Here is a 13,590-nt window from a genome sequence, read left to right on the forward strand (position 1 = left end):
GCTCAACGGCGAGGGCTCCGCCCACGCCGCCGCATGCGCGGCCGCCACACCCGTCTCTTGCGTCGCATCGCCTCATCGAGTGGGCACGAACGACATGGTTGCGGCCGGTTTTCGTGTCGTCTTTGCCCAACCGATGAGCACGTGTGGCTCATGTGACTGGTGGGGCCGCGCGGCCCAACCCACCGGTGACTACCAGGACCAACCCCGAAGAGCCTGCCCCTCCGGAGTGCCGACGCACAGCCGCAACCACCACCACCAGGACCGAGCCGAACAATCCCGCGCCACTGTCCGAACGGTCCGGTACAACAGTCCGGTGACCACCCAGTCCCTGACCCGCGCCCAGGCCCGTCGCATCGCCCTGGCAGCGCAGGGGTTCCTCGACAAGCCGCACGCGTCGCCGACGATGCGCACCGTAGCCCGCACGGTCGAGCGCACCGGAGTGCTGCAGGTCGACTCGGTCAACGTGCTTCAGCGCGCGCACTACATGCCGCTCTACTCGCGGATGGGCGCCTACGACCCCGACCTCCTCGCCCGCGCGTCCAGCGGGAGGCAGCAGCGTCGGATGGTGGAGTACTGGGCTCACGTGCAGGCGTTCATGCCGGTCGAGCTGTGGCCGGCGATGCAGTTTCGGCGCGACCACTTCCGTGCGCTGCGCGGCAAGTGGTGGAACGAGGTCTCCGACGAGGCGGCGGCGTCCCTGGTGGCGCGCATCGCGGCAGCCGGTCGGCCCCAGACGGCGCGGGACCTCGACGACGGGGCTCCGCGGTCCAAGGAGCACTGGGGGTGGAACTGGTCCGAGGCGCGCAAGGGCCTCGACATGCTCTACAGCATGGGAGACCTCGCGATCGCGGGTCGCAACAGCCAGTTCGAGGTGCGCTACGACCTGCCGGAGCGGGTGCTGCCCGACTCCGTGCAGCGCCTGCCCGACCTGACGAGGGCGGAGCAGCACCTCGCGCTGGTGCGACGGGCCGCGATGTCCCACGGGGTGGCGACCGCCCAGTGCCTCAAGGACTACTACCGGATGCACGTCGACGAGGTACGCCCGGCGATCGCCACCCTCGTGGAGTCCGGCGAGCTGGAGCCGGTCACGATCGAGGGGTGGAAGCGGCCGGCCTACCTCCACCGCGACGCCCGGCGCCCACGTGCGGTGGATGCGCGCGCCCTGCTGAGCCCGTTCGACCCGGTGGTCTGGGAGCGCGAGCGCGCTGAGCACCTCTTCGACTTCCACTACCGGATCGAGATCTACACCCCCAGGCACAAACGCATCCACGGCTACTACGTGCTTCCGTTCCTGCTCCGCGACGAGATCGTCGCGCGCGTCGACCTCAAGGCGGACCGGGTCACCGGGCTGCTCCAGGTCAAGGGTGCGTTCGCAGAGGACGGAGCCCCGCAGGACACCGCAGCCGAGCTGGCAGGAGAGCTGCGCCGGCTCGCGGAGTGGCTCGGGATGACGGCTGTCGTGGTGGACGGCCACGGCGGCCTGGCGCCCGAGCTCGCCGTGGAGGCAGCCAGGAACGCCTCGTGAGGTCGGCTCGTTAGGATGGGCGAGGCCCGCATCCGGGCCGGACGATCCACCCGACCCAGGAGTCACCACTCGTGCCCGTCATCATCGACAAGCTCCTCCGCCTCGGCGAGGGCAAGATCCTCCGACAGCTGGAGACCATCGCCAAGGCGGTCAACGCCATCGAGGACGACTTCGTCAAGATGAGCGACGACGAGCTCCAGGCGATGACCGGTGAGCTCAAGGAGCGCTACGCCGAGGGCGCGTCGCTCGACGACCTGATGCCGGAGGCCTTCGCCACGGTCCGCGAGGCCTCCAAGCGGGTCACCGGGATGCGCCCCTTCGACGTCCAGATCATGGGTGGCGCCGCGCTGCACCTGGGCAACATCGCCGAGATGAAGACCGGCGAGGGCAAGACGCTCGTGGCGGTGCTGCCGTCGTACCTCAACGCCATCTCCGGCAAGGGCGTCCACGTCGTCACCGTCAACGACTACCTGGCCAAGTTCCAGTCCGAGCAGATGGGCCGGATCCATCACTTCCTGGGCCTGACCGTCGGCGTGATCCTGCCGGAGATGCGGCCCTCGGAGCGTCGCGAGGCCTACAACTGCGACATCACCTACGCGACCAACAACGAGCTCGGCTTCGACTACCTGCGCGACAACATGGCCTCGTCCATCGACGACTGTGTCCAGCGCGGCCACAACTTCGCCGTCGTCGACGAGGTCGACTCGATCCTGATCGACGAGGCCCGGACCCCGCTCATCATCAGCGGCCCGACGCAGGACGAGGTCAAGTGGTACGGCGAGTTCGCCAAGATCGCCGACACCCTCGTGCTCGACGAGGACTACGAGGTCGACGAGAAGAAGCGCACCATCTCGGTGCTGGAGGACGGCATCACCAAGGTGGAGGACCACCTCGGCATCGAGAACCTCTACGAGTCGGCCAACACCCCGCTCATCTCCTTCCTGCACAACTCGATCAAGGCCAAGGCGCTGTTCCGCAACGACAAGGAGTACGTCGTCATGAACGGCGAGGTGCTCATCGTCGACGAGCACACCGGCCGGATGCTGTCGGGGCGTCGCTACAACGACGGACTGCACCAGGCGATCGAGGCGAAGGAGGGCGTGGAGGTCCGCGAGGAGTACCAGACCCTCGCCACGGTCACGCTGCAGAACTACTTCCGCCTCTACGGCACGCTCTCGGGCATGACCGGTACGGCCATGACCGAGGCGAGCGAGTTCGACAAGATCTACAAGCTCGGCGTGGTGCCGATCCCGACCAACCGTCCGATGGTCCGCATGGACCAGGCCGACCTCGTCTACCGGACCGAGGAAGCCAAGTACGACGCCGTGGTCGACGACATCGCCGAGCGCCACGAGAAGGGCCAGCCGGTCCTGGTGGGCACCGTGTCGGTCGAGAAGTCGCAGCACCTCTCGGACAAGCTGAAGGCCAAGGGCATCCCGCACAGCGTCCTGAACGCCAAGGTGCACGCCGACGAGGCCAAGATCGTCGCGCTCGCCGGCCACAAGGGGGCGGTCACCGTCGCCACCAACATGGCCGGTCGAGGCACCGACATCATGCTCGGTGGATCGGTGGAGTTCCTCGCCGATGCCGAGCTGCGTAAGAAGGGCCTCGAGCCCGCCGGCGAGACTGCCGAGGCGTACGACGCGGCCTGGCCCGACATGCTGGAGCAGATCAAGACCCAGGTCGGCAACGAGCACGACGAGGTCCGCGAGCTGGGCGGCCTGTACGTCGTCGGCACCGAGCGCCACGAGTCGCGCCGCATCGACAACCAGCTGCGTGGTCGCTCCGGCCGTCAGGGTGACCCCGGGGAGTCCCGCTTCTACCTGTCGCTGCAGGACGAGCTGATGCGACTCTTCAAGTCGGACTGGGTCGACCGGGTCCTGACCATGCTGAAGATCCCCGACGACGTTCCGATCGAGAACAAGCGCGTCACCAGCGCCATCGCCAACGCGCAGGGGCAGGTGGAGTCGCAGAACTTCGAGTCCCGCAAGAACGTCCTCAAGTACGACGACGTGATGGATCGTCAGCGCCAGGTCGTCTACGGAGAGCGCCGTGAGGTGCTCGAGGGCGCCGACATCGAGGCACAGATCCGTACCTTCATCGACGACGTGGTGGTCGGCTACGTCACCGGCGCGACCCTGGAGTTCGCCGAGGAGTGGGACCTGGAGCAGCTGTGGACCGACCTCGGTCAGGTCTACCCGATCTCCGTCGACCTGGAGTCGCTCGTCGCCGAGGCCGGCGGCAAGGCCAACCTGGACAAGGACGAGCTGATCACCAAGCTCCAGGCCGACGCCCAGGCCGCCTACGACGCGCGCGAGGCCGAGATCGGCGACGAGGTCGCCCGCGAGCTCGAACGGCGCGTCCTGCTCTCGGTGCTCGACCGCAAGTGGCGCGAGCACCTCTACGAGATGGACTACCTGCGCGAGGGCATCTACCTGCGCGCCTACTCCCAGCGCGACCCGTTGGTCGAGTACCAGCGCGAGGGCTTCGACATGTTCGCCGCCATGATGGACGGGATCAAGGAGGAGGCGGTGGGCTTCCTGTTCAACCTGGAGGTCCAGGTCGAGGAGGACGACGACGATGACAGCGACGAGCCTCTGGAGGAGGCCTACGAGCCGCTGATGCAGCCCGAGGGCAGTGCGCAGCGGGCGCCCGCACCGACCATCCGCGCCAAGGGTCTCGAGGCTCCTGCGCCGTCGGCCAACCTGTCCTACTCCGCACCCTCCGAGGACGGCGAGGCCGAGGTCAAGGGCGGGACAGTGACGACGGCGGACGACGAGTTCGCCGGGGTCGGCCGCAACCAGAAGTGCCCCTGTGGCTCGGGCAAGAAGTTCAAGCAGTGCCACGGTGCGCCTGGCGGGCCGACGGGGTTGACCGCGCGGTCCAACGGCTGATCGCTCCGGCCCGCGCCACACCAACCCCGAGGACCGGGCCCAACCGAGGAGCGCGGGCGCCACACCCACCACGTACGACGGGACCGCAGCATCACGCGAACTCCAGCGCCGTACACACCCACCTCAGTGCCTCGGGCGTCCCACGGCGCTCGAAGCGCGCGGCCAGCGCGCGCGAGCGGTTGCCGTAGCGCACGTGGATGCTCGTCTCCGTGACGTGCGGACCGACCTCGCAGGTGTGCACGGTGTGGACGCGCGGACGCACTGCCTGCACGCGTGAGACGCCTGGCTCGTGGTTGCCCGCCCGCGCCACGAGCAGGGCGCGACGTTCGAGGTCGAGGTAGACCTCGCGACTGGTCCAGCGTGCGAGCTGGCTGACCGGGCGGTCCCCGCCGACGATCTCCACCGCGGCCTGCGCGAAGCGGGCTGCCCAGGGCTCCAGGTCACGTGGACGTCGACCGGTGGGGACCGGTGCGGGAGGGACCTCGGTGCGGGGCTGGAGGTCGAGGGCGAGGGTGCCCTGCGTGGCGGCCACGGGCACCGGGATCCGCATGGGCACGACGGTGGGGGGCTGGTTCGACATGGCTGGTCCTCTCATCGGGCCGGACGCTCTCCGAGTGGCGTCCGAAGTCGGTGGCCAGGCTGGATCAGGTCGGGGTCGTTCCCGATGAGCGCCTGGTTGGTGCTGTAGAGGCGCGCGACGAGCGCGCCGATGTCGTGGTTGCTCGTCCCCGGTGCGAGCAGGTCGGTCGCGATGCTCCAGAGGGAGTCGCCTGGTTGGACGACATGGAGGGCTCCGGTGGCGACCGTTGCCGCGACCGCCCCGGCTGCCGCAGGATCCCGGGACTCGTCGCGCAGCGGACCCGTGGTCCGGTCCGGCAGCGGCAGGCCGAGGGCGGAAGGCCCGCCGTCCCCGCCGCGCTGGGTCACCGGTGCGATCTCTCCGGGGGTGGCGTGAGCGGGCGCGCTCTGCGCCGCACCGACGAGGGCGATGCCGCACGCGGCCAGCACCAACCGCCGTGCCCAGCCTGGTACACCGGGCTGGTGGCGGTCGCCGGTGCGCGAACGCTCACGATCGCGCACGGCACAGGCGACGACGACCGTCGTGACGACCCAGGCCCACACCCCGCACCCGATCAGGGCTGCGCCCGCTCCTGCGGCGACGTAGGCGTCGAACGACGTGGCGCGAGGAACGGCCGCCACGTCGGGCGCGGCACAGAGGGAGGCGGCACCGGCGACGGCACTGACCGTCAGCCACACGAGGAGGCAGCGGGGGAGGGAGAAGCCCATGTCCGAGTGAACTCTCTGTATCTATGCGTTTGCGTCTGTTTGCATCACTCAACGCCCTTCTGAGTCAGTCGTCAACTGTTTGTCCACAGCCTCGCTCCCCGGCTTCGCTAGATTGACCGCATGGCTGGCGGGCGGTCCGGGTGGGCGCAGGCGGAGTCGATCGACGACGTCCTGGAGCGGATGACGGTGATCGAGTCGTCGTTGCCGCCGGAGGACGGCGTGGCCACGTTCAACCGGATGTATCGCCAGGTCACCGACCTCGTGGACAGCGCGGTGGATGCCGGCACCTTCGGCGCCGGCGACTTCCTGGCCCGCCTCGACGTCCACTTCGCCAACCTCTTCTTCGAGGCCTACGCGGCTGACGAGGCCGGGCAGCCCGTCCCGACGGCCTGGGCCCCGCTCTTCGCCGCGCGGATCAAGCCCCGCACGCATCCCATCCAGTTCGCCATGGCCGGGATGAACGCCCACATCTCCCACGACCTGCCCGGCGCCGTGGTCCTGACCTGCCGCGAGCTCGGTGTCGCCCCCGTCGACGGCAGTGCCGAGCACACGGACTTCACCACGACCAACGAGGTGCTCGAGCTGGCCAAGGACCAGATCAAGGGCTGGTTCACCAGCGGCATCGTCGCCCGGATCGACGAGGCCGGTGGCCGGGTCGACGACGCGTTCGCCATGTTCGGGATCCACCTGGCGCGCGCCGCAGCCTGGCAGGTCTCCCAGCTGCAGTGGGGCCTGGCCGACAACCCGCGGCTCGACGAGCTCTTCCGGGAGAACCTCGCGCGCGGGGTGGCCTTCACGAGTCGCGGGATCCTGCTCTGACCATCTCGGGACGGCGCCGCATAGGGTCTTCGACATGACGTGGGAGGAGGAGCTCTTCGGGTTCCTCGACGACCTCGAGCAGCAGGCCGGCGCCCTCTTCGAGGCGGATCGCGACCTCGAGGTCGCCGACCGCAGCCGCACGGAGTACCAGCAGGTCACCCTCGTCTCGCGACTCCAGGCGTCGGTCGGGCGTGAGGTCGGGCTCCACGTGCCGGGGGTCGGCACCCTGCGTGGTCGCCTGGAGCGAGTCTGCGCCGCCTGGTGCCTGGTCGCCTCCACGGCAACGAGCGGAGCGCAGGAGTGGGTCGTGCCGCTGGAGGCGATCGCCGCTGTGGAGGGCGTCGACCAGCGGTCGGTGCCCGAGGTCGCCTGGTCTCCGCTCACCCGCCTGGGTCTGGGATCAGCGCTGCGTCGCCTCGGCGACGCGGGGGAGCGGTGTGTCGTCCACCGCCGCGACGGCGGTCGGCACGACGGCGTCCCCGCCCGCGTCGGTCAGGACTTCGTCGAGCTCAGTGAGGGCCACGGTGCCGGGGCGCGGCTGAGCCTGGTCGCGTTCTCCGCCATCGCCGCGGTCCAGAGCAGCTGACGCCGGCCAGATCCGGCCGACTCAGGTGGCGTCGACGTCGTACGGCGGGACCTCGCCGTCCGCCAGGGGCGCGGCACCCCGGCGCTTGGGCCGGTCGGCCTCCTCGCCGGCGTCCTCCATCGCCTCGATGATGTGCTTGCGCACGATGGTGCGGGGGTCGAGGTCGCGCAGCTCCAGGTCGGCGAACTCCGGGCCCAGCTCCTCGCGCAGGTCGTCACGGGCCGAGTTGGCGAAGGAGCGTGCCTTGCGCAGGACCGCTCCGGCCTGCTTCGCGAACTCCGGGAGCTTGTCGGGGCCGAACATGAACATCGCGACCAACGCGATGACGGCCAGTTCCATCAGCCCGACCCCGAACACGGCGTACGCCTAGAACTTGCTCGTGGGCGTCAGGCCCAGCTGCATGCCCGCGAGGCCGCGCCCACGACCGGAGAGCGTCTCGGCCACCGCCGTGAGCTCGAGAGCAGCGGGAGCCGTGGGGTCGGACTCGACGATCGGCTTGCCGACGTCGCCGCCCTCGCGCAGGGACAGGTCCAGCGGGATCCGACCCAGGACGGGTACGTCGTAGCCGAAGCGCTCGCCGAGGGTGCTGGCGACCCGGTCGCCACCGCCGGAGCCGAAGACCTCGATCCTGTGGTCGGCGTGGTCGGGGCCCTCGGGGGTGCAGTGCGGGCACGGGAGGTAGGACATGTTCTCGACGACGCCGACCACTCGCTGATGCATCATCGAGGCCATCGTGCCGGCGCGCTCGGCGACCTCGGCAGCGGCCTCCTGCGGCGTGGTCACGACGACGACCTCGGCGTTCGGCAGGTGCTGGCCCAACGAGATCGCGACGTCGCCGGTGCCGGGTGGCAGGTCGAGCAGGAGCACGTCCAGGTCGCCCCAGAACACGTCGGAGAGCATCTGGACCAGGGCTCGGTCGAGCATCGGCCCGCGCCACGCGACCACCTGGTCGCGGCGTGGCTTGAGCATCCCGATCGAGATCACCGAGACGCCGCTGGCGGTGGGGACCGGCATGATCAGGTCGTCGACCTGCGTGGGGCGGGCATCGGCCACCCCCAGCATGGCCGGCACCGAGTGGCCGTAGATGTCGGCGTCGACGACTCCGACCTTGAGGCCCTGCTTGGACATGGCCAGGGCCAGGTTGACGGTGACCGAGGACTTGCCGACACCCCCCTTGCCGCTGGCGATGGCGAAGACCTTGGTCAGCGAGCCGGGCTGGGCGAACGGGATCTCGCGCTGGGCCTGGCCACCACGCAGCTGCTCGCCGAGGCCCGAGCGCTGCTCGGCGCTCATGACGCCCAGCGTGAGGTCGACGCCGGTGACGCCGTCGACGGCCTCGAGGGCCGCAGTGACGTCGCGGGTGATGGTGTCCTTGAGGGGGCAGCCGGCGACCGTCAGCAGGACGGTCACGTGCACGATGCCCTGGTCGTCGGTCTCGACGCTCTCGACCATGCCGAGCTCTGTGATCGGGCGCTTGATCTCGGGGTCGTTGACGGTCGCCAGGGCTGCCTGGAGCTGGTCGGAGTTCGGGGCAGTCATGATGGAAGAAGTCTAGGGTGTGGGTCGGCATCCGGCACGGTCGCGGGGGTGGGTGCCGCGATAGCCTCCCGCCATGCTGATCGCAGCCAGCACGATCAAGGACACCGTGCAGCACGTCCGGCGATTCGTGCGCGGCAACCTGGGGGGAGGGATCGACCACCTGGTCGTCTTCCTCGACCAGCCCCGGGCACCGGGGCAGGACGAGGTGGCCGACTTCCTCGACCAGGAGCCGCACGTCACCTGCGTGCGGGCCGGCCGGGGATGGTGGGGCGAGCACCGCCCGGCCGGCCTCAACGAACGCCAGTGCACCAACGCCGGACTGGTCAGCCACCTGTTGGCGGACGCACCCGAGGTGCAGTGGGTGTTCCACGTCGACGGGGACGAGGTCGTGCGGATCGACCCCGACGCCCTGGCGGCCGTGCCTGCCGACGTCCCGGCCGTGCGACTGGCACCCCGCGAGGCCGTCAGCAAGGCCACCTGGGACGGCGACCCCACGTTGTTCAAGCGGCTGCTGGGCGAGGCAGACCTGCAGCGGCTGCACCAGCGGGGCGCGATCGCGGCGGCCACCAACCAGGCCCATTTCCACGGCCACCTCCAGGGCAAGGTCGGCGTGCGACCGCGCCGGGACCTCTGGCTGGGCCTGCACAAGGCGATCGCCGCTGACCGCACGCAGGCCCCGACCCACGCCGACGAGCGCCTGGAGCTCTTCCACTACGAGTCGTACTCGGGCGAGGAGTTCGCGCGCAAGTGGGGGGCGATGACCACCTCGGGCCCGCGCGTCAGCCTGCGCGCCGGTCGCTCCGCGGTGGCGGACGCCGTACGTGACGTCCTGGAGGGCGAAGCCTCGCCCGACGCCCGCCACGAGCGGCTGCTCGCGCTCTTCGAGGAGACCACGCAGGACGACGCCGAGAGCCTCGTCGAGCTAGGGCTGGTGCTGGAGCTCGATCCCACGGCCGGCACCCACGCGCCGCGACCGCTGTCCGAGGGGGCCCGGACCGTGCTGCAGCGAGGGCTGGCCGAGGCCCACGGCACCGACCGCAGCGCCTACTTCCGCGGCACCTCCCCCCGCGGTGGACCGGGTGCGGGACCGGCTGGGGAGCCGGGCACGGAGCGCGTCGGTCGGCGACGCTCCGCCCGCTCCGCCGTACGGCGGCTACTCGGCCGCTCGACCTGACTCTCGCTCGTCGAGCTCGGCGAGCAGCGCGCGCAGCTCGGAGCGCAGGTAGTCGCGAGTCGCCACCTCGCCCAGCGCCATCCGCAGCGAGGCGACCTCGCGCGAGAGGAACTCCATGTCGGCGTGGGCTCGGGCGTTGGCCTGTCGGTCCTGCTCGGCGATCACCTTGTCGCGGTGCTCCTGGCGGTTCTGGGCGAGCAGGATGAGCGGCGCGGCGTAGGAGGCCTGCAGGCTGAGGATCAGGGTCAGGAAGATGAACGGGTAGGCGTCGAAGGCGGCACCGTCCGGGGCGACGGCGTTCCAGCCGATCCACACCACGACCACCAGGGTCATGTAGGCCAGGAAGGTCGCGGTCCCCATGAACCGGGCGAACTGCTCGGCGAAGACACCGAACGTGTCGGCGTCGTAGCTGGGCCGGCGCACGAACTGGCGACGGGTGTCGCGCGGCGTGTCGAGCCGGGGCGTGGAGGCGCGGCGCTCAGCCACGGCGCGACCCCTCGGTCAGGGCGCGGTCACGCCAGCCGGGCGGGAGCATGTGGTCCAGCAGGTCGTCGACGGTGACGGCGCCGAGCAGGTGGCCGTTCTCGTCGACCACCGGCGCGGCGACGAGGTTGTACGTCGCCAGGTGCAGCGCGACCTCGGTGATGGTCGCCTCCGGTCGCAGGCTCTCCAGCGACTCGTCGAGGGCTCCCGCCACCAACGTCGAGGGCGGCTCGCGCAGCAGTCGCTGGATGTGCGCCACGCCGACCAGACGCCCGGTCGGGGTCTCCAAGGGGGAGCGGCACACGTAGACCAGCGCTGCCAGGGACGGCGTCAGGTCGGGGTTGCGCACGTGGGCCAGTGCATCGGCCACGGTGGCGTCCGTGCCGAGGATCACCGGCTCGGGGGTCATCATCGCCCCCGCCGTGTCCTCGACGTACGACATCAGCCGGCGCACGTCCTCGGCCTCCTCCGGCTCCATCAGGTCGAGCAGGATCTCGGCGGTCTCGGGGGGCAGGTCGCGGATCAGGTCGGCGGCGTCGTCGGCCGACATCTCCTCCAGCACGTCGGCCGCGCGCTCGGTGTCTAGATGGTTGAGGATGTCGACCTGGTCCTCCTCGGGCATCTCCTCCAGCACGTCGGCGAGCCGGTCGTCGTCCAGGGCGGCCACGACCGCCGTACGCCGTTCGAGCGGCAGGTCGTGCAGCATGGTGGCGGCATCGGCGGGCCGCATCTCGTTGAGTGCGTGCAGCAGGTGGGTGGCGCCCTGCGCCTCGCCGTCGGACTGTGCCAGGCCGCGTACGTCGCGCCACTCGGCCACGTGCGTCTGGCCCCGGCGGCGCAGGGCCTTCGCCGGCTCCTGGACCGCGACCCTGCTCAGCACCCAGTCGCGGGTGCGGCCCTGCTCCATGGCGACGTCGTACACCGTGCCGGCGACCGTCTCCCCGGTGGTCGTGCCATCCACGAGCACGGTCACCCGACGGTCGAGCATCTCCCCGATCACCAGCGTCTCGGTGGAGCGCTGCTCGAAGCGGCGCATGTTCAGCAGGCCGGTCGTGTAGACCTGGCCGCCGTCGATGTTGGTGACCCGCGTCATCGGCACGAAGATGCGACGGCGGCCCGGCACCTCCGAGACGAGTCCCAGCACCCGTGGGGGGTTGGCTTCGGAACGCATCGCCACCACGAGGTCGCGGACCTTGCCGACCTGGTCGCCCTGGGGGTCGAAGATCGGCAGGCCGACGAGCCGGGCGACGTAGACGCGGGACGGGGCGGAGCTCACGGACGCAGGTTATCCCCGTCCGGCGTCGATGCCCGACAGGCCGGGAGTCGGTGAGGTGAACAACCGTGACCCGTCGGCAGGCTCATCTATAGTGGCGCCATGTCCGTGAATCGACGCTGGAGCCTCCCGGGGCTGGTGCTCGTGGTGGGTTGTGCCCTCGCCGCCTGCGGCTCGGACGATGCCGGTGTCGTCGCGGCGAGCGACGAGAGCCCGAGCAGCTCGCCGTCCTCGGGTGCGACACAGTCCGAGTCACCCGAGTCACCCGAGTCACCCGAGTCCACCCCTGCCGAGACCGACGTGCCTGCCGGTGCGCCCGCGTGCGCCGACGTGTGGGAGGCCGGTGCCAAGCTGCCCCGCACCTACTCCGGCTGTGTGGAGGCGGGCGACTACGTCAAGCGCGACGTCCTGGAGTGCTCCTCGGGCCAGCGCATCGTGCGCTTCGACGAGGCCTACTGGGCGGCGCTGGGTGGCACGATCAAGCAGGCGGCGACGACTCCTTTGAAGAAGGACGCCGACTACGTCGACTTCGTCGTCAACTGTCGCGCCTGAAGTCGCCCGTTCGCGGACCTCCACGTAGCCTTCTCCCTGACCGCTCCCTGATTGCGTTCTGACTGCTCCTGACGATCGTGTGACCTCAGATCGTGACCTCGTGATTGGACACCTGCCTTGCCCAGAAAATTCATCCTGCTGCTCGTGACGAGCCTGGTGTTCCTCGTCCCGGTGAGCGCGACGGGCCCGGCCGAGGCGGCTCCCGACAACTTCCGCCCGAAGAACGGGCCGACGTTCAACAACCCGCTCGGCGACGTCACGGACAGGCGCGCGATCTTCCGCAAGATCATCCGGTCGGTGAACTCGACCAAGCGGGGGTCGACGATCAAGTTCTTCACCTGGAACTTCGCCACGAGCGAAGCGGCCACGGCCCTGCTGCGCGCCCAGAACAGGGGAGTGCGGGTCAAGCTGATCATGGACAAGCAGAACAACAGGGAAGTCCCCAACGTGACGTTCCGCCGCCTGCGCAGCGGGCTCAAGGACGGCAACGACAAGTGGCCCCGGAGCCGCCGCAGCTGGGCCCGCACGTGCAAGCAGTCCTGCCGTGGCCCGGGAGGCGCGTCGCACAGCAAGTTCTTCATGTTCTCGAAGGTCGGCTCGGCCAAGCGCGTCGTGATGCAGGGCTCGGCCAACCTGACGCTGGCTGCGACCAACAACCAGTGGAACGACATGTACACCTACGTCAACAACAAGAAGATCTGGAAGTTCACCGAGCAGATCTTCGCCGAGGCCTCCGTCGACAAGCGCCTGAAGGCGCCCTTCGAGGCCATCTCGCTGAAGAACTCCGACCTGATCATGTTCCCGCTGCAGGGCAAGAAGGCCTACGACCCGGTCGCTCGCATGCTCAACGACGTCAAGTGCCGCAACGCGGCCAGCACCGCGTCCGGCAGGACCGTGATCCGGATCGCTCCCGACGTGCTGCGCCAGGCACGCGGGATGAGCCTGGCCACGAAGGTGCGCGACCTGTGGAACCAGGGCTGCGACGTCAAGATCGGTTACACCGTGATGGGCATCGACGTGGGCCGCTTCCTGCGCAACCCCGCCGGTCGGGGCCCGGTGCCGATGAAGCACCTGGTGCAGGACTTCGACGGCGACGGCGTCTTCGACAACTACTTCCACCTCAAGACGATGTCGATCAACGGCAACTACGCAGGCAACAGGTCCGGGTACGCCGTGCTGAACGGCTCGGCCAACTGGTCGAGCTCGTCGGCACGCAGCGACGAGAACCTCGGCGTCTACTACACCAAGAAGCGGGCGCTGCGGTACCAGGGGCACTTCGACTACTGGTACAACAACTTCCCCAGCACCGGGACGAGCGCGCGCTCGACCACCTCGGCCAAGCCGACCACCAGCGACCAGCTGGTCTTCGGCAGCGGCAAGGGCGCCGTCTACGAGGACGGGACGCCGGTCTCGACCGACGGGACCAACCCGTTCCGCAAGCGGTCCAAGGACTAGAGC

13 protein-coding genes are annotated in these 13,590 nt (G+C 69.8%); 7 read left to right on the forward strand and 6 right to left on the reverse strand.

Annotated elements, in window-relative coordinates; translation table 11 throughout:
• Nucleotides 1–313 precede the first annotated feature (313 nt).
• Both Q1K33_RS12155 and secA read left to right on the forward strand, forming a co-directional pair.
• Entirely contained in the window at nt 314–1,525 is a 1,212-nt protein-coding gene (locus tag Q1K33_RS12155) for a crosslink repair DNA glycosylase YcaQ family protein (RefSeq protein ID WP_300404293.1), read from the forward strand.
• 71 nt (nt 1,526–1,596) lie between these two features.
• The gene (gene secA / locus Q1K33_RS12160; protein WP_300404295.1) at nt 1,597–4,419 is read left to right on the forward strand and encodes a preprotein translocase subunit SecA; all 2,823 of its coding nucleotides are present in this window, start codon (nt 1,597–1,599) and stop codon (nt 4,417–4,419) included.
• Between the two features lie 91 nt (nt 4,420–4,510).
• Here secA and Q1K33_RS12165 read toward each other — a convergent pair whose 3' ends face one another.
• A complete protein-coding gene (locus Q1K33_RS12165) occupies nt 4,511–4,999 on the reverse strand; it encodes an Rv3235 family protein (RefSeq protein ID WP_300404298.1) in 489 nt (162 codons plus the stop codon).
• 11 nt (nt 5,000–5,010) lie between these two features.
• Nucleotides 5,011–5,706, reverse strand: a complete 696-nt coding sequence (locus tag Q1K33_RS12170; RefSeq protein WP_300404301.1) for a LysM domain-containing protein — start codon at nt 5,704–5,706, stop codon at nt 5,011–5,013.
• Nucleotides 5,707–5,826: 120 nt separating this feature from the next.
• Here Q1K33_RS12170 and Q1K33_RS12175 point away from each other — a divergent pair, with 120 nt between their 5' ends.
• Entirely contained in the window at nt 5,827–6,525 is a 699-nt protein-coding gene (locus tag Q1K33_RS12175; RefSeq protein WP_300404304.1) for a DUF5995 family protein, read from the forward strand.
• Between the two features lie 34 nt (nt 6,526–6,559).
• The gene (locus Q1K33_RS12180; protein ID WP_300404307.1) at nt 6,560–7,111 is read left to right on the forward strand and encodes a hypothetical protein; all 552 of its coding nucleotides are present in this window, start codon (nt 6,560–6,562) and stop codon (nt 7,109–7,111) included.
• A gap of 21 nt (nt 7,112–7,132) precedes the next feature.
• On the opposite strand, the gene Q1K33_RS12185 is transcribed toward Q1K33_RS12180, so the two are convergent.
• The gene (locus Q1K33_RS12185) at nt 7,133–7,468 is read right to left on the reverse strand and encodes a sec-independent translocase (RefSeq protein ID WP_300404309.1); all 336 of its coding nucleotides are present in this window, start codon (nt 7,466–7,468) and stop codon (nt 7,133–7,135) included.
• A 9-nt stretch (nt 7,469–7,477) separates the two neighbouring features.
• Nucleotides 7,478–8,650 carry an Mrp/NBP35 family ATP-binding protein gene (locus Q1K33_RS12190; RefSeq protein WP_300404311.1) on the reverse strand — a complete coding sequence of 391 codons (1,173 nt, stop codon included), beginning with the start codon at nt 8,648–8,650 and terminating at the stop codon, nt 7,478–7,480.
• 73 nt (nt 8,651–8,723) lie between these two features.
• Here Q1K33_RS12190 and Q1K33_RS12195 point away from each other — a divergent pair, with 73 nt between their 5' ends.
• A complete protein-coding gene (locus Q1K33_RS12195; RefSeq protein WP_300404313.1) occupies nt 8,724–9,824 on the forward strand; it encodes a hypothetical protein in 1,101 nt (366 codons plus the stop codon).
• Here the strand turns inward: Q1K33_RS12195 and Q1K33_RS12200 are convergent.
• Nucleotides 9,804–10,310 (reverse strand): DUF1003 domain-containing protein, encoded by a 507-nt coding sequence (locus Q1K33_RS12200; RefSeq protein ID WP_300404315.1) that lies wholly within the window; start codon nt 10,308–10,310, stop codon nt 9,804–9,806. The genes Q1K33_RS12195 and Q1K33_RS12200 overlap by 21 nt on opposite strands.
• Entirely contained in the window at nt 10,303–11,583 is a 1,281-nt protein-coding gene (locus Q1K33_RS12205; RefSeq protein WP_300404318.1) for a CBS domain-containing protein, read from the reverse strand. The genes Q1K33_RS12200 and Q1K33_RS12205 overlap by 8 nt, the downstream gene beginning before the upstream one ends.
• A 99-nt stretch (nt 11,584–11,682) precedes the next feature.
• On the opposite strand from Q1K33_RS12205, the gene Q1K33_RS12210 reads away from it, so the two are divergent.
• Entirely contained in the window at nt 11,683–12,132 is a 450-nt protein-coding gene (locus Q1K33_RS12210) for a hypothetical protein (protein ID WP_300404321.1), read from the forward strand.
• A 144-nt stretch (nt 12,133–12,276) separates the two neighbouring features.
• A complete protein-coding gene (locus Q1K33_RS12215) occupies nt 12,277–13,587 on the forward strand; it encodes a phospholipase D-like domain-containing protein (protein ID WP_300404323.1) in 1,311 nt (436 codons plus the stop codon).
• The last annotated feature ends 3 nt before the right edge of the window (nt 13,588–13,590 follow it).

Origin of the sequence: Nocardioides sp., from assembly GCF_029937575.1 — a bacterium.
Lineage (GTDB): Bacteria > Actinomycetota > Actinomycetes > Propionibacteriales > Nocardioidaceae > Nocardioides.